Origin of the sequence: Segatella copri (assembly GCF_949820605.1) — a bacterium.
In the GTDB taxonomy this organism is placed as follows: Bacteria; Bacteroidota; Bacteroidia; order Bacteroidales; family Bacteroidaceae; genus Prevotella.
In genome coordinates this window covers 1,145,159-1,170,588 of sequence record NZ_CATKVU010000006.1, presented here as the reverse complement: position 1 = coordinate 1,170,588, position 25,430 = coordinate 1,145,159, and the positions used below count along the sequence as shown (strand labels likewise).

The 25,430-nt window shown below is 45.7% G+C and carries 20 protein-coding genes; 12 read left to right on the top strand and 8 right to left on the bottom strand.

Annotation, left to right across the window (positions count from 1 at the left end; genetic code table 11):
• Positions 1-358: 358 nt before the first annotated feature.
• On the bottom strand, positions 359-3,937 hold the full coding sequence (gene nifJ / locus RCO84_RS05950) for a pyruvate:ferredoxin (flavodoxin) oxidoreductase (protein ID WP_317584330.1): 3,579 nt from the start codon (positions 3,935-3,937) through the stop codon (positions 359-361).
• Between the two features lie 282 nt (positions 3,938-4,219).
• Positions 4,220-5,410, bottom strand: a complete 1,191-nt coding sequence (locus tag RCO84_RS05945) for an ATP-binding protein (RefSeq protein WP_144154268.1) — start codon at positions 5,408-5,410, stop codon at positions 4,220-4,222.
• A gap of 168 nt (positions 5,411-5,578) precedes the next feature.
• Between RCO84_RS05945 and RCO84_RS05940 the strand changes: the two genes are divergently transcribed.
• Positions 5,579-6,739 (top strand): hypothetical protein, encoded by a 1,161-nt coding sequence (locus RCO84_RS05940; RefSeq protein ID WP_317584329.1) that lies wholly within the window; start codon positions 5,579-5,581, stop codon positions 6,737-6,739.
• Between the two features lie 201 nt (positions 6,740-6,940).
• Positions 6,941-8,233 (top strand): serpin family protein, encoded by a 1,293-nt coding sequence (locus tag RCO84_RS05935; protein ID WP_317584327.1) that lies wholly within the window; start codon positions 6,941-6,943, stop codon positions 8,231-8,233.
• Between the two features lie 98 nt (positions 8,234-8,331).
• Here the strand turns inward: RCO84_RS05935 and ligA are convergent, their stop codons facing one another.
• The 3 genes from ligA to RCO84_RS05920 form a co-directional block, all read right to left on the bottom strand.
• Entirely contained in the window at positions 8,332-10,302 is a 1,971-nt protein-coding gene (ligA, locus tag RCO84_RS05930) for an NAD-dependent DNA ligase LigA (protein ID WP_317584324.1), read from the bottom strand.
• A gap of 52 nt (positions 10,303-10,354) precedes the next feature.
• On the bottom strand, positions 10,355-10,885 hold the full coding sequence (locus tag RCO84_RS05925) for a GNAT family N-acetyltransferase (protein ID WP_006846667.1): 531 nt from the start codon (positions 10,883-10,885) through the stop codon (positions 10,355-10,357).
• A gap of 173 nt (positions 10,886-11,058) precedes the next feature.
• Entirely contained in the window at positions 11,059-12,339 is a 1,281-nt protein-coding gene (locus RCO84_RS05920; protein WP_317585500.1) for a CobW family GTP-binding protein, read from the bottom strand.
• Between the two features lie 313 nt (positions 12,340-12,652).
• On the opposite strand from RCO84_RS05920, the gene RCO84_RS05915 reads away from it, so the two are divergent.
• The 4 genes from RCO84_RS05915 to RCO84_RS05900 all read left to right on the top strand — a co-directional run bounded on the left by RCO84_RS05915 (position 12,653) and on the right by RCO84_RS05900 (position 16,305).
• Positions 12,653-13,549: a M48 family metallopeptidase gene (locus tag RCO84_RS05915; RefSeq protein WP_317584321.1), complete on the top strand. Its 897-nt coding sequence runs from the start codon at positions 12,653-12,655 to the stop codon at positions 13,547-13,549.
• A 92-nt stretch (positions 13,550-13,641) separates the two neighbouring features.
• The gene (locus RCO84_RS05910) at positions 13,642-14,091 is read left to right on the top strand and encodes an NfeD family protein (RefSeq protein ID WP_317584319.1); all 450 of its coding nucleotides are present in this window, start codon (positions 13,642-13,644) and stop codon (positions 14,089-14,091) included.
• Between the two features lie 47 nt (positions 14,092-14,138).
• A complete protein-coding gene (locus RCO84_RS05905) occupies positions 14,139-15,089 on the top strand; it encodes an SPFH domain-containing protein (RefSeq protein WP_218435070.1) in 951 nt (316 codons plus the stop codon).
• Positions 15,090-15,195: 106 nt separating this feature from the next.
• Positions 15,196-16,305 (top strand): UDP-N-acetyl glucosamine 2-epimerase, encoded by a 1,110-nt coding sequence (locus RCO84_RS05900; protein ID WP_317585499.1) that lies wholly within the window; start codon positions 15,196-15,198, stop codon positions 16,303-16,305.
• 120 nt (positions 16,306-16,425) lie between these two features.
• Here the strand turns inward: RCO84_RS05900 and RCO84_RS05895 are convergent, their stop codons facing one another.
• On the bottom strand, positions 16,426-17,334 hold the full coding sequence (locus RCO84_RS05895; protein WP_287839298.1) for a hypothetical protein: 909 nt from the start codon (positions 17,332-17,334) through the stop codon (positions 16,426-16,428).
• A 148-nt stretch (positions 17,335-17,482) separates the two neighbouring features.
• Here RCO84_RS05895 and RCO84_RS05890 point away from each other — a divergent pair, with 148 nt between their 5' ends.
• The 4 genes from RCO84_RS05890 to RCO84_RS05875 all read left to right on the top strand — a co-directional run bounded on the left by RCO84_RS05890 (position 17,483) and on the right by RCO84_RS05875 (position 22,490).
• Entirely contained in the window at positions 17,483-18,259 is a 777-nt protein-coding gene (locus RCO84_RS05890) for a peptidylprolyl isomerase (protein WP_317584317.1), read from the top strand.
• Positions 18,260-18,345: 86 nt separating this feature from the next.
• Positions 18,346-19,560, top strand: a complete 1,215-nt coding sequence (locus RCO84_RS05885; protein ID WP_144154411.1) for an L-serine ammonia-lyase — start codon at positions 18,346-18,348, stop codon at positions 19,558-19,560.
• Between the two features lie 142 nt (positions 19,561-19,702).
• Positions 19,703-21,760, top strand: coding sequence for a molecular chaperone HtpG (gene htpG / locus RCO84_RS05880; RefSeq protein WP_119227169.1), 2,058 nt, complete (start codon positions 19,703-19,705; stop codon positions 21,758-21,760).
• Positions 21,761-21,944: 184 nt separating this feature from the next.
• On the top strand, positions 21,945-22,490 hold the full coding sequence (locus tag RCO84_RS05875) for an RNA polymerase sigma factor (protein WP_228112593.1): 546 nt from the start codon (positions 21,945-21,947) through the stop codon (positions 22,488-22,490).
• A 65-nt stretch (positions 22,491-22,555) separates the two neighbouring features.
• Here RCO84_RS05875 and RCO84_RS05870 read toward each other — a convergent pair whose 3' ends face one another.
• Positions 22,556-22,942, bottom strand: coding sequence for a hypothetical protein (locus RCO84_RS05870; protein WP_317584315.1), 387 nt, complete (start codon positions 22,940-22,942; stop codon positions 22,556-22,558).
• Positions 22,943-23,009: 67 nt separating this feature from the next.
• Positions 23,010-24,470, bottom strand: a complete 1,461-nt coding sequence (locus RCO84_RS05865) for an aminoacyl-histidine dipeptidase (protein ID WP_317584314.1) — start codon at positions 24,468-24,470, stop codon at positions 23,010-23,012.
• Positions 24,471-24,590: 120 nt separating this feature from the next.
• On the opposite strand from RCO84_RS05865, the gene RCO84_RS05860 reads away from it, so the two are divergent.
• Together RCO84_RS05860 and RCO84_RS05855 are read left to right on the top strand one after the other, a co-directional pair.
• Entirely contained in the window at positions 24,591-24,785 is a 195-nt protein-coding gene (locus RCO84_RS05860) for a hypothetical protein (protein ID WP_006846653.1), read from the top strand.
• A gap of 31 nt (positions 24,786-24,816) precedes the next feature.
• Complete coding sequence (locus tag RCO84_RS05855; protein WP_144154402.1) at positions 24,817-25,428, top strand: OmpH family outer membrane protein; 612 nt, start codon at positions 24,817-24,819, stop codon at positions 25,426-25,428.
• The last annotated feature ends 2 nt before the right edge of the window (positions 25,429-25,430 follow it).

Here is a 25,430-nt window from a genome sequence, read left to right as displayed (position 1 = left end):
GATAATTTACATTACTCAGACTGATTGCGCTTCTTGCTCCGTTTCATTTAGCGGATTAAAAATCCATAATAGTTTGCTGTACAGCGGTGAATTGCAAATCTGCCTGAACTTAATGAGAATAATTTCCGGAACAGATGGAATAGGTAAACTGCCAAAACAGAGATTTTATCTTTACAAAACAATTCTGAATTGCCCCTAAAGAACTCAATCTTAAAATCACGATTTTTCCCTATGTTTCATCTCTTATTTCCAATTTTTACATGAATATGGAGCATTTTTAAACAAAAAAGACCTTGATTGCAGAACGCAACCAAGGTCTTCGGAGATTATATATTTAACCTATTGAAATCTCGCTAGATTAAATCTGCTCGCTCCAGTCCTCCTGGCTCTTACGAACGTAAGTCTGGTAACGGAGCTTAGCCATCTTCTCTGCCTGAGAGAAGAGCTCATCAGCCTCCTTAGGGAATGCCTTCTGTACAGAGAGGTAACGAACCTCACCGAGCAAGAAGTCGCGGAAGTTCTCCCACTTAGGAGCCTTAGAGTCGAGTGTGAATGGGTTCTTACCCTCGTCAGCCAACAGTGGGTTGTAACGCCACAAGTGCCAGTAACCGCACTCAACAGCCAACTCTTCCTCGTGCTGTGAACGACCCATACCGCCCTTACGCTTCAAACCATGGTTGATACATGGTGCGTAAGCGATGATGAGTGATGGACCTGGATAAGCCTCAGCCTCGCGGATAGCCTTCAATGTCTGAGCATTGTCAGCACCCATAGCTACCTGAGCTACGTAGATGTAACCGTATGTAGTCTGCATCAAACCGAGATCCTTCTTGCGGATACGCTTACCCTGAGCAGCGAACTGTGCGATAGCACCGAGTGGAGTAGACTTAGAAGACTGACCACCAGTGTTAGAGTAAACCTCAGTATCGAGTACCAGGATGTTAACATCCTCACCAGAAGCCAATACGTGGTCGAGACCACCGTAACCGATATCATAAGAAGCACCGTCACCACCGATGATCCACTGTGAACGCTTAACCAGGTAGTGATCCAAAGTCTTGAGCTCCTTGCAGATAGGGCAACCCTTTTCAGCGCCGGCAGCGATGAGAGGCTTCAACTCTGCAGCAGCCTCCTTAGAACCCTCAGAATCGTTCATGTTAGCAATCCACTTGTCAGCAGCTGCTACGAACTCAGCAGGAACATGCTCCTGAGCCTTAGCCTCCTCGAGCAAGTGAGCGATACGCTCCTTCATCTTCTTGTTACCCATTACCATACCGAGACCGAACTCGCAGAAGTCCTCGAACAATGAGTTGTCGAATGCAGGACCCTGACCCTTAGCGTTCTTTGTATATGGAGTAGATGGGATAGAAGCTGAGTAGATAGAAGAACAACCAGTAGCGTTAGCAATCATCTGACGATCACCGAAGAGCTGAGAAATCAACTTAACGTATGGAGTCTCACCACAACCAGAGCAAGCACCAGAGAACTCGAACAATGGCTGAGCGAACTGAGAGTTCTTAGGGCTCTGCTTGATGTCAACGAGATCCTGCTTAGAAGCAACGTTGTGTACGAGATACTCCCAGTTAGCTGCCTCCTTGACCATATCCTCTGCGTCAACGTTGAATGGAACCATTGTCAACGCCTTCTCACCCTTCTTACCTGGGCAGACGTCAGCACAGTTACCACAACCCAGACAGTCGAGTACTGAAATCTCAACGCGGAAGTGCATTCCAGCCAAAGCCTTAGGTGCCTTAACATCCTGAGTCGCGAGACCCTCGATGCCTGCGAGCTCCTCGTCGGTCAATACGAATGGACGGATAGCTGCGTGAGGACAAACGAATGAACACTTGTTACACTGGATACAGTTCTCAACGTTCCATACTGGTACGAATGCCTCAACACCACGCTTCTCGAATGCTGAAGTACCATTCTGCCAAGTACCGTCAACTGTGTCGTGCTTAACGAAGTCAGAAACCTTCAAGAGGTCACCTGCCTGGCCGTTGATAGGACGAACGAGCTCCTTAACGAATGCTGGAGCGTCATCCTCCTTAGCCTCATCGTCAGCGAGGTTAGCCCAAGCTGGATCTACTGTCAACTGCTTGTACTCACCACCACGGTCAACAGCGCCGAAGTTCTTGTCAACAACGTCCTGACCCTTCTTAGAGTAAGACTTAACGATGAATGCCTTCATCTGCTCTACAGCGAGATCCAAAGGAATAACCTCTGTGATACGGAAGAATGCAGACTGGAGGATGGTGTTGGTACGGTTACCGAGACCAATCTCCTGAGCAATCTTAGTTGCGTTGATATAGTAAACAGTGATGTTGTTCTGAGCGAAGTAACGCTTTACCTTGTTAGGGATGAAGTTAACCAACTCCTCGCCATCGAAGATAGTGTTCAACAGGAAGAAACCGTTCTTACGCAAACCACGTGTTACATCGTACATGTGGAGATAAGCCTGTACGTGACAAGCTACGAAGTTAGGAGTATTTACCTGATAAGCGCTGTGGATAGGGCTGTCGCCGAAACGCAAGTGAGAGCAGGTGAAACCACCAGACTTCTTAGAGTCGTAAGAGAAGTATGCCTGGCAATACTTGTTGGTATTGTTACCGATGATCTGAACTGAGTTCTTGTTAGCACCAACAGTACCGTCAGCACCCAAACCGTAGAACTTAGCCTCGAACAAGTCGTCGCCACCCATTGGGATTTCCTCCTCTTCTGGGAGAGAAGTGAATGTAACGTCATCAACGATACCTACAGTGAAGTGGTTCTTTGGCTGTGGCAACTCGAGGTTCTTGAATACAGCAACAATCTTGGCTGGAGTTGTATCAGAAGAACCGAGACCGTAGCGACCGCCAACGATCAATGGCTTGCGCTCGTCATCGTAGAGAGCTGACTTAACGTCGAGGTACAATGGCTCACCCTCTGCACCTGGCTCCTTAGTACGGTCGAGAACAGCGATACGCTTAACAGTAGCTGGGATAGTCTTCTTCAAGAAGTCAACAGAGAATGGACGGAACAGGTGAACTGCAACCATACCAACCTTCTTGCCCTGCTTGTTCAAGTAGTCGATAGCCTCGCGAGCTGGCTCTGTAGCAGAACCCATCAGGATGATGATGTTCTCAGCATCCTCAGCACCATAGTAGTTGAAGAGGTGGTACTCACGACCAGTAATCTTAGTCATCTCCTGGCAGTACTTCTCTACAACCTCAGGGATTGCATCGTAGTAAGTGTTGCAAGCCTCACGGTGAGTAAAGAATGTCTCTGGGTTCTCAGCGGTACCGCGAGTAACAGGACGCTCAGGGGTCAAAGCACGGTTACGGAAGTCCTCGATGAACTCTTCCTTAACCAATGGACGGATGTCTTCCATATCCATCTCCTCGATCTTGTGGTACTCGTGAGAAGTACGGAAACCATCGAAGAAGTTAATGAAAGGAACCTTTGTCTCCAATGTAGCCAAGTGAGGAACTGCAGAGAGGTCCATAACCTCCTGAACAGAACCTGAGCAGAACATAGCGAAACCTGTCTGGCGGCAAGCCATTACGTCCTGATGGTCACCGAAGATACAAAGTGAGTGAGAAGCCAATGTACGAGCTGATACGTTGAACACGCAAGGGAGCAACTCACCAGCAATCTTGTACATGTTAGGAATCATCAGCAACAAACCCTGAGAAGCAGTGTAAGTTGAAGTCAAGGCACCAGCCTGGAGAGAACCGTGAACTGCACCGGCAGCACCAGCCTCAGATTCCATTTCCTGGATAGAAACTCGCTGACCGAAAAGGTTCTTACGACCTTTGGCAGCCCATTCATCTACATGCTCCGCCATTGGTGATGATGGAGTAATAGGGTAGATAGCAGCAACCTCAGTAAACATGTAGCTTACGTGTGCGGCAGCTGTGTTACCATCACAAGTGATAAATTTTTTCTCTTTAGCCATTTTACTTTTAGATAAAATATTAAAAATGTTTTGTATTTAATTCATTCTTATTCTAACTTATTCTAACTTATTCTAATGTTGAGTGTTGAATGTTGAGTGTTGAGTTAGGCTTGCGCCCTTATGTGTCTTCATGCTGATGCCGTTAGGCAATTCAACATTCAACACTCCACATTCAACATTCCTTAATAAATGTTGAGTGTTAAGTTAGGCTTGCGCCCTTATGTGTCTTCATGCTGATGCCGTTAGGCAATTCAACATTCAACACTCCACATTCAACATTCCCTAATATAGGAACCCCAGAAGCCATAACGGAATCCTGTTGTCCTTGCCTACCTCGGTATTGTATCGGGCGTAGATGATGTCGGGATTGTTGCGCACCTTGTTTGGAGATTGCGCATCGCAGATTCTGAACTTCTTCTCACCATCTACAATGAAGTAGTGGTCCTTGCCGGTCTGGCTTACCTTGTGGTCTTTCCAGAGCGAGTTGACGAAGAATGTTTCCATCACCTCCTGCTTGTCTATCTTGATAGGATAGATGGCGTACATCAGGTTGGAGTTGTGCATCATCACCTTGGATGGTTTCTTAGGGAACTCCTGCCCGGTAGGGTAAATCATGTTGATGAGTCGCGCATCAGCAAGATATTTGATGTAGTTCATTACCGTAGCTCTGCTGGTGTTGATCTCTTCGGCAAGCTGGCTCACGTTGGGAGCCTTGGCACCTTTTACAGCTAGCTGATAGAAGAGCCGCTTGATTTTGGTGAGATATTTCAGTTCGATTTGCTTGATGAGGAGGATGTCTACCTCGGTCATCATGTTCATTGTCTTTAGTAGATTCTCTGTGAAGTTGCGGTTCTCCAGGAAGAATGGATAGAATCCATGATGCAAGTAGTCCTGAAAGTATTTCATCGGGCTCACCTTGGGCAGTATCTGCTTGATGATGTGCTCGTGATTGCGCAAGATTTCATCGAGTGTATATGGCTGGAAACTGTTGCCAGTCTGCAGGTTGATAAACTCTCTGAAAGAGAAGCCTCGCAAGTTATAGCTTTTCACGATTCCATTGAGCTCAGGATTCTCTTCCTTCAGTCTCATCACGCTGGAACCTGTGAACACGATTCTTAACTCTGGATAGAGGTCGTAACATTTGCGCAACTCCTTGCTCCAGTCCGACTGCTTGAAGACCTGGTCGATGAGAAGGGTTCTGCCGCCGTGGCGAACAAAGTCGCCTGCAAAATCTGCGATTCCTCTGCTTTGAAAATAGAAATTGTTCATATTCACAAACAGACACTTGCGGTCAGTAGGGCCAAAGTGTTCCTTGGCATATTGAAGGAGGAATGTAGACTTTCCTACACCGCGTGTTCCCTTAATGCCAATCAGACGATCGCTCCAGTCGATTTCGTCCATCAGAGTACGTCTTACTGGTGCGTTCGTATGCTCTACGAGGTATGTATGTGTTCTGAAGAATGCTTCTTCCATGAGTTTATATCGTTTCTAATTGTTTTTACGATGCAAAGGTAATTAAATATTTCTAATTTGCAAACTCTAGATAGCAAAAAGTAACTTTTTTTTCATTATTTAGCACTTGTCTAAGTAAAAATGGGGATTTTCTGCCCTTTTTTGCACTTTTCTTTATATCTTTGCACCATGAAATTACATATTTTCAATCCAGAACATGATTTGGCTTTGGCTGCAAATCTGAAACAGTTCACCGCGCCTCATGCGGGTAGACAACTTAGAAGTGATCTTGCTTTCATTCCGGCTCTTTGGGCGGAAGAGGGCGACCTCGTACTTGTGGATGATATTGATTTTGCGAAGAACAGGGTGCGCCATTTTGGGGCTGAACTGAACAGCAAGGTTGAGTTCATCACCAAGCCTCAGCTGAAGCATCTGCTCAAGACAGAATTTCTGGACAGTGTTCATCCCTGGGGATGGAACCTGTCGCTGAAAGGTGAGTTGGAGCGTTTGGGAATGCCGGAGATTATGTTGCCGCCTGATGCTGTATTAAATAAGGTACGCGAGGTGAGCAGCAGGCAATGGGCTGCTCTTCATCTGCAGCGAGGCGTGGAATATGTTGCTGAGACGACTCGCGTCAAAGAACTCATTCTCCAGCACGGCAAAGCTGTTGTCAAGGCTCCCTGGAGCAGCAGCGGGAGGGGTGTGAAATATGTGAGTGCTGAGGACTTCAGAACAGCCGGAGATTATCCTTCCTTCGAAAGATGGGTGGCAAACATGATTTATCATCAGGGCGGCGTAACTGTAGAACCCTTATATAATAAGGTGAGAGATTTCGCCATGGAGTTTGAAATGAAAGATGGCAAGGTGCTCTATCGCGGTCTTTCGCTCTTCGATACTATCAAGAACGCCTATTCGGGCAATGTGCTCTGCTCTGAAGATGATAAGGTGGAAATGATGAAACCGCTCATTAGCGAGGCTCAGCTTGCCGGAATCAGACAGCGCATCATCGAGGTAATGGAGCCGGCGCTGAAGGATATTTACAGTGGTCCGTTCGGCGTTGACATGATGATCTGCACGAAAGGGGAGAAGGATGAATTCTGCGAGGCTGTGCTGAATCAGGAAGGTGAGGACGTAAACAGAACCGGACTGGGCGTGGTGCCTTGCATCGAAATCAATCTGCGCAGAACGATGGGTCATGTGGCAATAGATCTATACGAACATCTTGTGGCTAATTCGAGCGATGAGATGAAGACCAATAGGACGAACATCATGCGCGTGGAATATGATGGAAACAGATATCATCTCAGAATAAAGCCTGGCAGACCTTCTGAAGAGGCACCGCTGCATTGATTTTTTTTGTTAAGAACAAAGATATTTTCTGTTAAGAAATAGTAAAATCGGCTTTTCCCGTGCAAGGATTAGCCGATTTTTCATTTTATCTTCAGAACTCACGATTCAGATTCCGATTCGGGAATAGCCTGTTAAAGAGGAACAGTCCCTTTGGCCTCAGGAGCGTTGAGTCATTAAAATGAACAAAAAAATTAGAGAAATATGAATAAGACAGTATTTAGTGCAGCTATTTTAGCTTCAGCCGCAATGGCAATGACTTCTTGCAGCTCAAGCAAGAATGCACAGAATGAGAACGCAACAAAGGCTGAGAAGATAACGGAGGCAGAGGCTGCCCGTCCGTCAGCAGATGAGAAAATGGACGAGAGTTATCTTATCCTCTCAGAGGCTCAGCAGAACATCGTGAAGAAGAATAATGATTTCGCTTTCAAGCTCTATCAACAGATCAGCGGCATGGATTCTGAGGTGGTTTCGCCGATGAGCATCGCCTATCTGATGGGAATGCTTGCCAATGGTGCCGACGGCCAGACTCAGCAGGAGATTCTGAAGGCAATCGGTTGCGAGAGCGTGAGCGTGAAGGAACTCAACGACTGTTATAAGGCGCTGATGCTTTCGGCTGGCAAGCTCGACAAGCAGACAACCGTAAACATTGCCAACTTTATCGCTATCAACAAGAATTTCACATTGAACAGCGATTTCGCTCACACCGTAGCCGATTCTTATCAGGCTGGCGTGGAGAGCATGGACTTTACCTCTCCTAAATCTGCCACTCGCATTAATGACTGGTGCAAGAAGCAGACTAAAGGAATGATTCCTAGCATCATCGACCAGGTAGACCCTGCAGCCGTTTCTTACCTTCTGAATGCTATTTATTTTAATGGAATTTGGCAGGAGAAGTTTGATGCGAAGAACACTAGACTCGAGAACTTCAGCGGTTACACCCGCGATATTAAGAAGGTGAACATGATGCACCAGAACAAGAAGTTTGCCTATACTGAAAATGATATGTTGCAGGCTGTAGAGCTGCCATACGGAAATGGAAGTTATCAGATGACCGTTCTTCTTCCTAAGGCTGGCAAGAGCATCAGCGAGGTGATGAAGGAGATGGATGCTGATAAACTTCAGAAGTTGAGTAATGACATGGAACGTTGCCAGGTAGATTTAAAATTCCCTAAGTTTACCACAGAGATGGATTTGTCGCTCAACCAGATTATCAGTAAATTGGGAGCTCCAAGCATCTTCCAGCCAGGCACGGCAGATTTCAGCCGTTTTGCCAATGGCAGTTTCTACGTATCGAAGATGTTGCAGAAGGCTAAGATTGAGGTAAGCGAGCGTGGAACAAAGGCTGCTGCCGTAACAGCTGCTGTGATGCTGACCTCGCTGGGTCCTCACGAGATGAAGCATGTAGAATTTCATGCCAACCGCCCATTCGTTTATTTCATTACCGAACGTAACAGTGGAGCCATTCTCTTCATGGGTCAGTTCCTGGGAGAATAATAACAGAGAATTTGCAGGTTCTTAAAACTAGAAAAGCGAAAGCCAAGTCCGTAATCCGGAATCTGGCTTTCGCTTTTTATTTCGCTTAATTCACTTGTTTACTCCTGAAACCTTTCAATGAACTCATCCTCAGTAATGATTGGAATATTGAGTTCATGGGCTTTCTTGTTCTTCGAACTCTGCGAAGCTGCATCGTTGTTAATCAGGAAGTTAGTACTCTTGCTCACGCTTCCCGTAACCTTGCCTCCCTGGCTTTCAATATAAGCCTTCAGCTCGTTGCGGTTCTTGTAATGATGTACATCTCCGGTTACGACGAAAGTCAGCCCTTGGCATTTATTTCCCATTTCTACAGGCTCCTGCTCCTCGATAATCAGCTCAGACAGCAGATGCTGCACATGCTGGAAATGAACATCATCCTTGAACCAGGCGATAAACTTGGCACTCTTTTCAGGTCCAATACCATCGATGCTTGCAAACTCATCATCAAACATGCTCAGGCGCGCCGTTTCTATCAGTTCCTTCACCTTGTAACGGCTGAGCAGTTTTTTAGCCACATCGCCGCCGCAGAGCGGAATATTCAAGGCGTAGAGCAGATGACGGCCGTCAGTATGGCGGCTTTTCTCTACACTCTCCAGAAGATTGCTTACGCTCTTCTTGCCAAATCCTTCAAAACAGGAAATCTCGAACGCATAATTCTTCAGTTTGTAGAAATCTGCATATTCCCTGATAAAACCATGATTGATGAATTTCCAGACTGTCTGTTCTGAGATTCCGTCAATATTGATTCCTTCCTTGCTGACGAAGCGGGCAAATTTCTTAAGTTGTTTGGCTGGGCAGGCTGCATTGGTGCAATGGAGAGTCTTGGTGCCGCTCTCACTCTCGCGCACTACGGCTGGCGCATGGCAGACCGGACATTCGTTGGGAATGACAAAACTCCCCACAACCTCTGTAATATTGATTACCTTCGGGATAATCTTATTGGCCTTGATGACCTGTAGTCTGGTTCCCTTGTCGCCAATGCCCAGACGCTCGCATTCGCTTACATTGCAGAGCGAGGCACGCTGCACGGTGGTTCCTTCAAGTTCTACCGGTTTGAACACTGCTACAGGCGTAATGGTGCTGGCTGCGCACGACCATTCGATGTGGTCGAGTACGGTGTCAGCATGTTCATCTTGCCATTTAAAGGCAAATCCTGCCCTCGTTGCGTGATGCCCTGTAACCGAACCGGTAGCTGCATAAACCGTATCATCGTAGCAAATCACCAGTCCGTCTACCGGGAAAGGATTCTTCTTGCTTGTCACCTTCTCCGTAAACTTGTCTATTTCCAGCTGGATATTTTCTGTGGTAGGGTGGTCAATACGTTCACGTTCTACAGGATTCATCCCCAGGTCTTTCAGCATCTGCATGCGTTCGCCCCATGAGGTAAGTTCCCGCTCAGTATAAACCAGGGTGAACGGAATCCATTGGATGTGGCGCTGCTTCACCTCTTCAATATCTTTCAGTGTGAGTGAACCTGAAGCGAGGTTGCGTGGATTGGCGTAATCGCCTTCGCTTTCGATGATGAACTGTTCGAAATCAGTATACGAAATGACGGCTTCTCCTCTTACTACAAGATGTCCTTTCTCTGAAATGGTAGCAGGAATGCCTGAAATGGCTGGAGCCAAGTGGGTAATGTTGGTGCCGATGTGTCCGTTCCCGCGGGTAACGATTTTGGTGAGTTTTCCGCCGTCATAGGTTACTACGAGGGTCAGTCCGTCCAGTTTCCATGAAATCCAGATAGGGCGGTCTTCTGCCCATTTTACAAGATCACTTACCTGTTTGGTCTTTGCCAGAGAGAGGGCGGCAAATTCATGCTCCTCTTTCTTTCCTACGATAGAATCTTCTGACACGCGATTAGTAGGGGAGTCAGGCAGAATTTCGCCTGTTTCCTCTTCCAATCTCTTGAGCTGGTCGAAAAGGGCGTCCCACTCATAGTCGGTCATGAGTTCGCCTTTTCCGTTATAATAACTATCCGAAGCTTGGTTGAGTCTTTCAACCAAGCTCTTCATCTGCAATAGTTTCTCTTCCATAATGAATGCTTGAGGATGTTAATTAAATGTTGTGTTTTTCGATGGCAAAAAATTATTCTGCAGGTTCCATGGCTATGGAGAGTTTTTCAAAGGCGAAACGCTGACCTCTGTTTCCTCCATAGTTTACACGTCCGCAGATGCAGAAACCCATCGAAGACAGAAGGTTAATCATCGGCGTATTGTCAAAGTTGGTGTCAACCTTGATGCTAGGTATTTTTTCTACCTCGCACATGCTGTTCACCTTACTGATGAAAATACGCGCTAAACCTTCACGCTGGAAACTAGGCAACGTGGCAAAGCGATGTATTACATAATAATCGCCATCAGTAATCCAGTTGCCTACTAATTTCTTATATTTGGGTTCACCATTCAATATGACTGCTCCATAGACAACTACCTCTTCATTTACTGTCAGAACGAATGCATTGCCATTTTCTATGTCTTTTCTGATGTCTTTTTCTGATGGATATTCCTCAGTCCATTGGTGACGTCCCGATTCTATCATACTTTGGCGAGCCTGGTCGATGACTTTCCAGCAAGCAGCAAAGTCCTTTATGTACGCCGGTCTGAAGTTTGTCTTCATATTAATTACGCTTTTATTATTCGGGTGCAAAATTAACAAAAAAAAACGAATTAAACTAAAAAACGGAGGAAAAACTTCACTTTTTTTGTTCGTTTTCCTCCGTTTTTCTTGTTTTCTGCTCATTTTGAGCTATTTTCCCTTAGCTTTTGCTAGGAAGCCGGGTGAATAAGATTCTACGCCAAACACTTGTCGAGCTCAGCAATGATAGCATCTTTCTGTTCCTTGATATGCTGACCGATGAATACGATTTTTATCATGCGGTCGCCCAATTCCTGATCCCATTCCTTCTGCAGCTGTGGGTTATTCATCAAGACTTGGGCGAGTTCGTCTTTCGGCATGGTAGCCAACCATTGGCCAGCCTGCTTCACTGTTTTCTGCTTGCCAGCCTGTTCGAACACGTAGCACATGTCGCGCTCATCATCGAAATAGCAGATTCCCTTGGCGCGAACCACGTCTCTAGGCCATTTCCTTGCTACGAAATCATCGAAGAGACCCAGGTCGAAAGGTTTGCGACGATAGTAAACGAAGGTGCCGATTCCGTATTCCTCAACTTCTCCGCCTTCATGATCATGGTCATGGTCGTGATGATGGTGATGATGATGATGTTCATGCTCGTCATGATCGTGGTCATGGTCATCGTGGTCATGATGATGCTCATGTTCGTCTTCCTCGTCATGGTCATGATGGTCATGTGCTTCTTCTTCATGCTCTTCGTTTCTTTCTGATTCAATCTCCTGAATCCAACCGGCTGAAGTGGATACGGTTTCCCAATCAAACTTCTTGGTGTTGACGATCAGATTCAAGTCAACGTCACCATAGTTACATTCAAAGATTTCTGCCTTAGGCTGGATGGCACGGATAATCTGCTTCAGGTGCTCCAGTTCCTTAGGTTCAACCTCTGCAGCCTTGTTCAGAAGAATGATGTTGCAGAACTCAATCTGCTGGATGACGAGAGAAGCCAAATCTTCCTCATCCATATTCTTCTTCATCAGGTCGCTGCCGTTGGAGAATTCATCCTTCATGCGCAAAGCATCTACTACGGTAACAATGCTGTCAAGGCGCAGAATGCCATTCTCTATGTACTGAGGACCGAGGGATGGGATAGAGCAGATGGTCTGTGCAATAGGAGCAGGCTCGCAGATTCCGGAAGCCTCGATGACAATGTAATCGAAACGCTTCATGTCTACGATTTCCTTGAGCTGTTCTACCAGGTCCATCTTCAATGTGCAGCAGATGCAACCATTCTGGAGAGAAACGAGCGAATCATCTTTCTGACCTACTACGCCACCTTTTTCTATCAGGGCTGCATCAATATTGACTTCACCAATATCGTTGACGATGACGGCAAACTTAATACCTTTTTCGTTAGCTAAAATCTTGTTGAGAAGGGTTGTCTTTCCACTACCCAGGTAGCCTGTCAAGAGCAATACAGGCACTTCCTTCTTTGCGTTCATATTAAAATATTTTAATGTTACACTTCTTAAACTCAGTCTGCTGATAATGCTGCTTTCTCGGGCAGCTGTCATCTGGCAGTCTGACGATTTTGCGAAACTGCAAAGATTGTGCCACACCTTATTTTTTGCCATCTTTTTTTTCGTACACCCCTTTTTGTCAGTTATCTTGTGTTATTTTTAGGTTATATTTCATGTTTTTCTCATTTTTCTTTGGTAGTTTCAACTAGAAATAGTATATTTGCAGAGAAAATGTGTTTCAAACAGCACATAAACTTAATGAATAAACATATTTAATATACATAAGTAAGTTAAGATGAAAAAGTTTAAGGTTTTAGTTCTGACGGTTGTGACAGTCCTTGCGTTGTCATCTTGCGGCACAACTCAGACGGTGCCTCTGACCGGTCGCACTCATCGCATCTCTGTATCCGATGAGCAGGTTCTCAGGCTGTCTAATCAGGAATACACAAAGTACATGGCTTCTGCCAAAAAGTCGACCAATGCAGCCAATACGGCGATGGTTCAGCGGGTAGGAAAAAGACTTGCCAATGCTGTTGAACTCTATTTGAAGCAGAATGGATTTGAAGCCGACGTGAAGAATTATTCTTGGGAATTCAATCTGGTACAAGATAAGTCTGCCAATGCATTCTGTATGCCTGGCGGTAAAATCGTGGTTTATGAAGGACTTTTGCCATACACTCAGAATGAAACCGGTTTGGCAATCGTTTTGGGTCACGAAATAGCTCATGCTGTGGCTAAACATAGTGCTGAGCAGCTCACCAAACAGCAGAATCAGCAAACCGGTACAAGTATCCTGGGAACAGTGTTAAACCAGACAGTAGGTAATGGTGTAGGTAATGTGGCAAGTGCAGTTGCCGGACAGTATTTCTCATTCCGCAATCTGAAGTATTCCCGTGATAATGAAATCGAGGCAGATTACATGGGGCTTATCTTCGCTGCCATGGCTGGTTACGATCCTCAGCAGGCCATTCCTTTCTGGAAGAGAATGTCACAGGGCTCAAGCAGCAATCAGAGCGATATTTTCAGTGATCACCCTTCAGACGCCAAGCGTATTGCTGCCTTGCAGAAGGAAATGCCTACTGCGCTGAAGTATTATAAACCTCAGACAACTTATAAGGTAGGTTTTACGAGCAAGACTTCTACAACCAAGAAGACCAGTAGCAAAAAGAAGACTACAACCCGCAGAAAATAAGGAATTTTCCGAATCTTTCGAATCTGAAGAAATGAATTCATCTTCTCTTTCGAATCTCTCGAATCTGAAGAATCAAATTATAATAGTTAAGTATGGAGTATTTATCTCATAACCTTTGGCTGGTATGGACATCGGTGATGTTCATCTGCCTCATCTTAGAATTGTCTTCCGGCGATTTCTATGTTACTTGTTTTGCCATTGGTTCGCTCATCAGTATTCCTGTGGCATTAGTAGGAGCATCTTTCTGGGTGCAGGTAGTGGTTTGGGCTATCTGCTCTATGCTTAGTATCTGGTTGGTTCGTCCGCATCTGCTGAAATCGCTACACAAGGGTGGGGAAGACCGCCGCAGTAACGCCGATGCGCTGGCAGGACAGATAGGGGAAGTGACCGAGATGATTCCTGCCGGAGGATATGGCAGGGTAAAGCTGGATGGAGATGATTGGAAAGCGGAAGCTCCGCATCTTGCCGAACCACTTGCTGTAGGCGATAAGGTTCGAATCTTAGGTCACGAATCTATCATCCTCAAGGTAGAAAAAGTTTAGGTAGGAAAAGTTTAGAGGAACATTATTCACTTAATCGTATAAACATCATGAACATAGGAATTTATGTGCTGGTGGCTCTAGTAGCACTTGCACTCGTAGTGGTTAAGAAAACCATCGTTATCATCCCTCAGAGTGAGACGAAAATCATAGAGCGTCTCGGACGATATTTTGCCACGCTCAAGCCGGGTATTAATGTCATCATTCCTTTCATTGACCATGCCAAGGATATTGTGGCGATGAGAAACGGAAGATACCTTTATACAAACAGCATCGACCTTCGTGAACAGGTCTACGATTTCGACCGTCAGAACGTAATCACTAAGGATAATATCCAGATGCAGATAAATGCGTTGCTCTATTTCCAGATTGTGGACCCATTCAAGAGTGTGTATGAAATCAACAATCTGCCAAACGCCATAGAGAAACTGACCCAAACTACCTTGCGTAATATAATAGGTGAGATGGAACTTGACCAGACTCTTACCTCCCGCGATACGATTAACACCAAACTCCGTGCAGTTTTGGATGATGCAACCAATAAGTGGGGAATCAAGGTAAACCGAGTTGAGTTGCAGGATATTACACCTCCTGAGAGTGTGCTCCAGGCGATGGAAAAGCAGATGCAGGCTGAACGCAACAAGCGAGCTACCATCCTAACTTCTGAAGGTGAGAAGGAAAAGCAGCGTCTGCTCTCAGAAGGTGAGAAGGCTGCCATCGTGAACAAGGCTGAGGCTGCCAAACAGCAGGCTATCCTGAATGCAGAAGGTGAGGCTACTGCCCGCATCCGTAAGGCTGAGGCCGAGGCTATTGCCATTCAGAAGATTACGGAAGCTGTAGGACAGAGTACGAATCCAGCCAACTATCTCCTGGCCCAGAAATACATCAGCATGATGCAGGAAGTAGCACAGGGTAAGGATAATAAGGTGGTTTATCTGCCATACGAGGCAACCAATCTCTTGGGCTCTATCGGAGGAATCAAAGACCTTTTCAAGGGATAAAGACCTCTGAGTCAATGGATAATGTGCCCTTTGGCTCAAAAAATAAAGCACTATGAATATCAGTAAACTGCAAGTTCAGTAAGTAAAAATATTAAACAGGATGAAAATGAAGAAAATCTGTATCGTTGCAGGCGCAAGACCTAACTTTATCAAGGTTGCGCCCGTAATTAGAGCAATTCGTAATGCTCAGGAAGCTGGTAACGAAATCAGCTATCAGTTGGTTTACACAGGAAAAGAGGATGACCCGACACTGGAATCTTCTCTTTTCGATGACTTAGGCATTCAGAAACCGGATGCTTATCTCGGTGTAGACTGTCCAAATATGAACGAACTTACCGGACAGGTGATGGGTCAGTTTGAGCGCTATCTGCAGCAGAATGCTACAGATATTGTCATTGTGGTTGATGATCTGGCTTCAACCATGGCCGTGGCTATTGTTACCAAAAAGCAGGGGGTGCAGCTTGCTCATATTGCAGCAGGAACCCGCAGTTTTGACATTACCATGCCAAAGGAAATCAACCGTCTGGTGATTGATGGCTTGTCAGATATTCTCTTTACCGCTGGCATTTCTAACAACAGCATCGCTAACAAGGAAGGTGCAGAATTGTCTAAGGTTTACATGGTAGGAAATGTGCTTATCGACAACATCCGCTTCCTTCAGTCTAAAATGCAGCGTCCGGAAGTCATGGACGAGTTTCATCTGAAAGAAGGTGAATATATGGTTTTGACCTTGAACCGCAAGGCCATCGTCAATAATATTGATGAGATGAAATCGCTCATTTCTGTCATAGATGACGAGGCGCGCCAGGCTGGAGTGAAGGTGATTGCTCCGCTTCGAGGCAAAGCCTTGGGCTTCGTGCTCGCATTCAAGGCTTATCAGGAAGAGAGTAATCATCAGAGTGGAATCCAGGTGGTTCAGCCGCTCGATTATCTGTCGTTTGCTTATCTTACAGCTCACGCTAAAGGTGTGATTACCGATTCGGGTAATGTGGCTGAAGAAGCTACCTTCAATGGGGTCCCTTGCATTACGCTCAACAGCTATACTGAGCATATTGAAACTGTAAAGGTGGGTACTAACGAACTGGTTGCTGAAGATCCGGAGTTACTGAAGCAAACTATGCAGAAACTTCTGAAGGGTGAATGGAAGAAAGCGGGCATTCCTGACAGATGGGATGGCCGCTCAGCAGAAAGAATAGTCCAGATTCTCGCTGAATAGAATCTAAACTCATAGGTATAATCTCATGGAGAGAGATGATGCTATGTAAACTGATTCTTTTCAGAATAAACTTAGAGGTTCACTTCAATATGATTATATTGAAAAGTGAACCTCTTTTCTTTAATCTTTTTCAGGCGCCTTTGGCACAGGATAGTCGTATTGCTTGAAATAGGACGGCGTCTTATTATCATACCATACTCCTTCTACGTTTAAGCCGATAGAGAAAGTCTTTTTGGAATTAGTGTATCTTACACCGGCTCCTAGAACGTTGGCGCCAGGTACTCCCATTCCGTAGCCACCCGGCATGATTCCTCTTCCCATTCCCCAAGGATACATTCCGTAGCCCCAAGGCGAATAGCCGTATGGGCCATAGCCATAACCGCCATAACGGCCGTAGAGAGAATTGTAATTGTTGGCTACACTAAGCTGACCGTAAACGTAAGCCTCCCAATGCTCATTAAACTGGTAACCCAGAATGCCGTAGACTCCACCGTCATGATAACTGTCTCCACCATAGTTTACGTTATTGATATATGTGCCCAGAGCCAACCAAAGTTTGTTGTCTTTGGTGAGTGGCGTTAGGTAGGTTGCATCAATGGTCTGAGTGAAACCGCCTCTGTGAGGCACATTCTTGCCGAATGTGGCAAAGGCAGAAAGATCTACCGAGAGATTCAATCCCTTGTGCAGCCCCCAGCCATAGCCCAACGGATAACTCAAGCTGTTGGTAAGGTTGGAGATGGGATTATTATAATAGGTGCTGTCTAGCGAAGCTTCCCCCAATAACCCGTTCTTGCCGAGAGTTTCTTTCTTATCTGATAGTCGGGCAGGAGTCATATATGCATTCTTCACCGGTTTTCCCTGATAAATCATAGGTTTTCCTGCCTGGTAAACCGTATCGCCAGGCAGCAACCATTCTTCGCGCGGACTGTCCGGACTGTGCAATGGTCCGAAGCTTACCTGTTGCTGAGCACTTGCTTCAGTAGTGAGGAAAGTGCAAAAAGCGATGATAATATATATTTTTTTCTTCATAATTGATTGCATTTTCTGTCTTCTGCTGCAAAGATATGAAGAATGTATGAAACAAAGGAACTTTTCCCGCATAAAAAATCAATTTTTTAGAATAAAATCATTATCTTTGCATCCGATAACATAAATAGATGTAAAATTATACAAAAATATGAAGAAGATCATCAGATTATTGACACTCGCTCTTCTTACGGTGCCTACTACGACATTCGCTCAGAGTGAAGGCAATCAGAACACATCAGAACCAGCCGGAAAAGTTGTGGTGTCTAAGCCCGATTCTCTGCTCGACTGGGAAACACCGCACGATCCAACCTGCCCTCAGGTGTTGCTGGAAACTACGATGGGCAACATTCTCGTGGCTCTTTACAACGATACTCCCAAACATCGGGATAATTTCCTGAAACTTGTCAATTCGGGCTATTATGACGGTTGCATCTTTCAGCGTGTCATCAAGAATTTCATGATTCAGGGTGGCGATTATTCATGCAGAAAGGTGAACCTGGAAAAGCCGCAGAAGTTTGATGTAAACTATACGGTTCCGGCAGAAATCATCTATCCTAAATATTATCATAAGCGCGGACAGCTCTGTGCTGCTCGCGAAGGTGATGATGAAAATCCGACGAAAGCTTCGGCGTCTACTGATTTCTACATCACCTGGGGCAGAAATTTTTCTCCACGGCAGATGGAATATTATGTAGAAAAACTGAAGCGGGAAGGCAAGTATTACGCCATTCCTTCAGAACAGTTGCAGAAGGGCTACATCAAGCATGGTGGTGTTCCTCACCTTGACAACGGCTACACTGTATTCGGAGAGGTGCTTGAAGGCATGGATGTGGTTGATAAGATTCAGAATGTGGCTACCGATAAGGCGAACAACGACAGACCTCTCACGGATGTCATTATCCTGAAAGCCAAGCAGATGAAGTAACTTTCGGATGGTAAACTGAAGAAATAAGTAACTGAGCCCATTAAAAGGGAAAAATCGATAAGTAAAAAATTTTAAATACGGGAAAAATGAAGTCATTAAAGGAATTATATAGAGTAGGTAAGGGACCATCGAGCAGTCATACGATGGGGCCTCAGCGTGCAGCCAAACTTTTTCTGGAGCGTTGCCCTAACGCTTCTTATTATGAAGTAACCCTCTATGGAAGTCTGGCTGCTACAGGTAAGGGGCACATGACTGATGTGGCAATAGAAGAAGTGCTCAGACCTCATAAAACTGTGAACATCATCTGGCAGCCACAGACTTTTCTACCTTATCATCCCAACGGAATGAAATTTGTGGGCAAGGATCTGAACGGCGATATTATTGATGAATGGACCGTTTACAGTATTGGTGGTGGAGCCATATCAGATGGTACTGCCGGCAACGAAGAGCTGGGCGCCAAGGATGTTTATGATCTGAACAAGCTCGCCGACATCAAGCAATGGTGCTATGATAACGGACGCTCATTCTGGGAATATGTTGAGAAATGCGAATCGGATGATATCTGGGATTATCTCGATATGGTTTGGCAAACGATGAAGCAGAGCATCAGGAATGGTTTGGACCATGAAGGTGTTTTGCCTGGTCCGCTGAAGCTACAGCGTAAGGCTGCCACCTATTTTATAAAGGCGAAGGGTTACCGTGCTTCCCTGCAGAGCCGCGGCTTGGTTTATGCTTATGCGCTGGCTGTGAGCGAAGAGAATGCTTCGGGTGGCACCATCGTTACAGCTCCTACCTGTGGAGCCTGTGGTGTATTGCCAGCTGTACTATACCACATGTTTACTTCTCATGATATGAGTGAACAGCGCATCTTGAGAGCCTTGGCTACAGCCGGATTGGTGGGCAACATCGTAAAGCAGAATGCTTCTATCAGTGGTGCTGATGTAGGTTGCCAGGGCGAGGTAGGTGTTGCCTGCGCCATGGCTTCGGCTGCAGCCTGTCAGCTTTTCGGAGGCAGTCCAGCTCAGGTAGAATATGCTGCCGAAATGGGATTGGAGCATCATCTCGGAATGACCTGCGACCCGGTTTGCGGACTGGTTCAGATTCCTTGCATCGAGCGAAATGCCTTTGCTGCCGCCCGGGCTTTGGATGCAGACCTCTACGCTTCCTTCTCAGATGGCCATCATACCGTATCTTTCGACCGTGTTGTTGAAGTAATGCGACAGACGGGTCATGATTTACCTTCGCTTTACAAGGAAACAAGCGAAGGCGGTTTGGCAAAGGGATTTCCAAGAGACATTTAGTCATAAAATGCTTTGCTGAATTATAAAATGTTTATCAGCTATTTTATTCTGTTTGGTAAGAGGGCTTTTATTTTGGCACGCTATTTGTAAGCCCCCTTGCCAAACAATAATAAAGTAAATACGAATAAAAACATTTTATATTATGGCACAGAAAGGTAATATTGGTGTAACGACAGAGAACATTTTCCCTGTCATCAAGAAATTCTTATATTCAGATCACGACATCTTCCTCCGTGAGATGGTTTCAAACGCCGTAGATGCTACACAGAAGTTGAAGACTCTTGCAGCTCAGGGCGATTTCAAGGGCGAGATAGGCGACACAACCGTTCGTATCTCTCTCGATGAGAAGGCTGGAACCTTGACTATCAGCGACCATGGTATAGGTATGACTGAGGAGGAAATCGATAAATATATCAACCAGATTGCATTCTCAGGCGTTACTGACTTCCTCGACAAGTATAAGGAGAATGCCAACGCCATCATCGGCCACTTCGGTCTCGGCTTCTATTCTTCTTTCATGGTAGCCAGCAAGGTAGAAATCATTACCAAGAGCTACAAAGAGGGAAGCAAGGCTGTAAAGTGGAGCTGCGATGGTTCACCTGCTTTCGAAATCGAAGATGCCGACAAGGCTGAGCGTGGTTCAGACATCATCCTCCATATTGCTGATGATTGCAAGGAATTCCTGCAGAAGAGCAAGATTGAGGAACTTCTGAACAAGTATTGCAAGTTTATGGCCGTGCCTGTTGCTTTCGGCAAGAAGACCGAGTGGAAGGACGGCAAGAATGTGGAGACTGATGAGGATAACATTATTAATAATGTGGAGCCTCTCTGGACCAAGACTCCTAGCACCTTGAAGGATGAGGACTACAAGAAGTTCTATCACACCCTTTATCCGATGCAGGACGACCCGTTGTTCTGGATTCATCTGAATGTAGACTTCCCATTCAATCTCACGGGTATTCTCTACTTCCCACGCATCAAGAGCAGCATCGACATGCAACGCAACAAGATTCAGCTCTATTGCAACCAGGTGTTCGTAACCGATCAGGTAGAAGGCATTGTACCAGAATTCCTCACATTGCTTCATGGTGTAATCGATTCACCTGACATTCCGCTGAACGTAAGCCGCAGCTACCTGCAGAGCGACAGTAACGTGAAGAAGATTTCTACCTACATCACCAAGAAGGTAGCCGATCGTTTGAACTCTATCTTCAAGGAGAACCGCAAGGAGTTTGAAGAGAAATGGGATGATCTCAAGATCTTCATCAACTACGGAATGCTCTCTCAGGAAGATTTCTACGAGCGCGCAAAGGACTTTGCACTTCTGAAAGATGTTGAGGGCAAGTACTTTACTTTCGAGGAGTACAAGACGCTGATTAAGGACAACCAGACCGATAAGGACGGCAACCTGGTTTATCTCTATGCCAACAATAAGGAAGAGCAGTATTCTTACATCGAAGCTGCCAAGCAGAAGGGCTATTCTGTACTCCTGATGGAAGGTCAGCTCGATACGCCGATGGTAAACATGCTGGAGCAGAAGTTGGAGAAGAGCCGCTTTACACGTGTTGACGCCGACATCATCGACCGCCTCATCGTAAAGGAAGATGCTAAGAAGACCGATTTGAGCAAAGAGCAGTCTGACAACTTGACAGAAGTATTCCGCTCTCAGATGCCTCAACTTGACAAGACAGAATTCTTTGTTGAGATTCAGGCTTTGGGCGAACAGAACCAGCCAGTGCTCATCACCCAGAACGAGTACATGCGCCGTATGAAGGCGATGAGCCAGTTCCAGGCAGGCATGAACTTCTACGGTCAGATGCCAGACAGCTACAACATCGTACTGAACTCAGACCATGCTCTGGTAAAGAAGGTATTGGAAGATGCTGAGGCCAACACTGCTGAAACATTGAAGCCAATCCTTGCAGAAATCAAGGGTCAGGAAGCTCGCCTTGCCGTACTCCATCAGGAGCAGAACAAGAAGAAGCCTGAAGAGATTACCCAGCAGGAGAAGGATGATGTTCACAATACAGAGAAGGCCATCAGCGATGAGAAGGCTAAGCGCAACGAAATCATCTCGGGCTATGCTAAGAACAACAACATTGTTCACCAGCTCATCGACCTCGCCCTGCTTCAGAATGGTATGTTGAAGGGTGCTTCGCTCGACGCATTCCTCAAGAGAAGTGTTGACATGATTAAGTAATCCCACCTGTAAAAAGGTTTGAATTAAGAAATAAAACTTTGCGATGCGTAACATTTCATGTTACAAATTGTTTCTATCATATGTGCTAAATGTTTCAAAACGAACATTTAGCACATTTTTTTTCGCTTTCCTTTGGTGGCTTTCCTTTTTTTTATTACCTTTGCAATATCGATAAACGAAAAACATGATTAAAAAAATCGCCATCATGGAACAAACAAATTCAAATTACAGCATTATTGCTGATTATTACTCTGAACATTACAACGAGCTGAAGTTGTATGTCATGTCCCGTTCGCTTCCGGCAGACGAGGCTGAAGACATCGTGCAGAATACTTTTGTGCGATTACTTCGAGGCGATAAGATGATTACGCCTGTTACTTTACCTTGTTTTGTATACACCATTGCCAAGAATCTGATTATCGATTATTACCGTCGCAAACATAAGATTGAGGAGTATGAACACTTCCTGGGAGCTAGCGACTGGATGGGAAGATATGATGTTGATGGCGAATCTGTTTTCTCTGCCCAGCAGACCAACGAGATTCTGGAGCGTGGCATTGCCCGGCTCACGGAGAAGAGAAGCAAGGTTTACCGCCTGAATCTCTTCGAAGGAATGCAGGTGAGCGAGATTGCCCAAAGTCTGAACCTCGGATATAAAGCGGCTGAGAATCGTCTGACTCTGGCTAGAAAAGAAATAAGAGATTATATGAAAAAAGAGTTGGCTAGTTAAAATGCTAGTCAACTCTTTCTGTTTATTCGTACTGCCTTGCTGAAAGGCAATTCTTAACTGTTTTTTTAGTTTTCCTTAAACCCGATTACTCTTGTCAAACCTTTATCAAGATAAAAGGTTTGGGTTACTTCCTGCTTCTCGCCCTGATGGTTGGTCAGCTTGTATGTAGCCGTTAAATATAATAAGGTGTCGGGATAAGCTGCATCATTATAATCAATATTCTTCTTGACGTAAGGCAGCTTGCTGACATTTTGTCGCATCACCTTCATCTGGTCGAAACTGATCATGGCGGTAGGAGTGAGGCGGGAGAACCGCTCATAGCTGCAGTCCTGATCAACGAGGTTTTCATCAAGAAAATCCTTGACCAGAGATTGAGCCTTGTGCTGATTGCCACACGAGGTGAACATCAGCACAAGTCCTGAAACCATGACAAACATCATTTTCTTTATCATAGACATCTTCTTTTTTATTAAGCCGCGCTGCTTTTATGAAGCTCGTTGTTTTATTTAGCACGCTTGCTTATTTAGCCACGCTGCGGAGAATCTCCAGCAAGTGATCCCAAACCATCTCTACTGTAGGAATGAGAAGAGCCTCGTCTGGGGTGTGAACATTGCGAAGGGTAGGACCGAAACTTACCATATCGAGCTCAGGATAACGCTCTGAGAAAAGACCACACTCCAAACCGGCATGAATACCCTTAACCAATGGCTTTTTGCCGAAGAGCTTTTCGTAAGCCTTCACAGCCAGGTCGGTAAGTTCGCTATTGGCGCGCATCTTCCAGGCAGGATACTTGTCGCCTACAGTTACCTCGGCGCCAGCCAGAAGGAAGGCTGCCTTTACGGTGTTGGTCATGTTCTCCAGATTGCTCATCACGTTACTTCGCTGAGAAGCTACGATGCTGATGCTGTTTTCATCGGTCATCACGCTTGCCACATTGCTTGAGGTTTCTACCATCCAGGCAATCGCCTCATCCTGACAGGTAGTAAGCGGACCGTTGTCTACAGCCTGGAGAGCCATTACGAACTTGTCAGCAACAGCTTTCTCGATGACAGGTGCAGCATCACTGCTGCTCATATTGAACTGCATAGTCTGTTCGGTTACGTGGAATTCATCTTCTACTTCTGATGCAAAGATGTTCCAGTCGGCACGAACCTGTTCCTTATCAGCATTCTTGACGGCGAAAACAATCTTTCCGTCGCGAGGAATCGCATTGTGCATTTTGCCGCTGTTGAAGCTTACGAGGCGCAGACTTCCATCCAGTTTCTCATTTTCGAGGAAGAGGAAGCGGGCAAGAATCTTGATGGCATTGGCGCGCTTCTTGTTGATGTCATCGCCCGAGTGACCACCGTTGAGACCCTTCAGCGAAGCTTCCATGAAGAAATAACCCGCAGGAGCCTCTTCGCGTGAGAAGTGGAAAGTGGCATGGGCTGTCTGACCACCGGCGCAGGATACGAAGATTTCGCCCTCATCCTCTGAGTCAAGATTGATGAGCATCTTTCCGGTCATAAAGCCCGCCTTCATGCCGTGAGCACCGGTCAGTCCGGTTTCCTCATCACGTGTAAAGACGCACTCGATAGGACCATGCTCAATATCGTTGCTTGCCAGGATAGCCAGCTCGATGGCGCAGCCTATACCGTCGTCAGCACCGAGGGTAGTACCTTTTGCCTTAAGCCATTCTCCGTCTACGTAAGTCTGGATGGCGTCTTTGTGGAAATCGAAATCAACATCTACCAGTTTATCGCAAACCATGTCCATGTGGCTCTGCAAGATGATGGTTTCAGCATGCTCGTAGCCTGGAGTGGCAGCTTTACGGATGAGCACATTACCGGTTTCATCTACCAGCGTTTCGAGCTGATGAGCCTCACCGAAAGATTTCAAAAACTCAATCATGTTCTCCTCGTGCTTGGAAGGACGAGGTATTTCGTTGATTTTTGCGAACTGCTCGAACACGAGAGCAGGCTTCAATTCACTTTTATTCATTTTTTTTCTATTATTTTGTTTTGATAAAACATTTATTTCTGCTATTTTGTTTTGGTTATTCCCAAAAAAATAGTACCTTTGCACCCAAAAGTGCACTAAGGCACTGCAAAGGTAATAAAAATGATAAAATTAATGTTATTAAGCGTGTTAATAATTGCTATTTGCATGGCATTATTTTGCGTAAAGTTGATTTTTAAGAAGAACGGCAAGTTCTCTTCCCAGCATGTGCACGACAATCCGGGCTTGCGCAAGCAGGGCATTCATTGTGTGGTGGATCAGGACCGCGAGGCAAGGGAAGCCAACAAGGCTTATTAGAAAATAGTAATAATATAATATGATAGAAAAAATGAGAAAGAACATTTTGAGTTCAGTGGCAATTGCAGCTGTTGCTGCCCTGTCATTGGCATCATGCAACAAATCTCAGCCTCAGGTAGAGGCTAAGTCAGAGAGCAAGGCTCCTGCTGAATTGAAGATTGCTTATGTAGAGGTAGACTCTATCATGACTCAGTATACCTTTGCTAAGGAGTATTCTTCTATCTTGGAGAAGAAGGGTCAGAACATTCAGGCTACTATTGCGCAGAAGGGTCAGCAGCTTCAGGCTGCAGCAGCCAACTTCCAGCAGAAGGTTCAGCAGAATGCTTACACTCGCGAGCAGGCTGAGGCTATCCAGGCTGGACTGCAGAAGCAGAACAACGACCTGCAGGGCTTGCAGCAGCGCTTGAGCAACGAGTTTGCTGCTGAGCAGGAGAAGTACAACAAGGCGCTCCACGACAGCATTGCCAACTATCTTGCCCGCTACAACAAGGACAAGAAGTACAGTATCATCTTCTCTAAGAGCGGCGATAACCTGCTCTATGCTGACAAGGCTTACGATATTACAAAAGAGGTGATTTCCGGCTTGAACAAGGCTTACAAGGGAAAGCTGAAGAAAGAGGAGGCTGCTCCTGCTAAAAAGTAAGT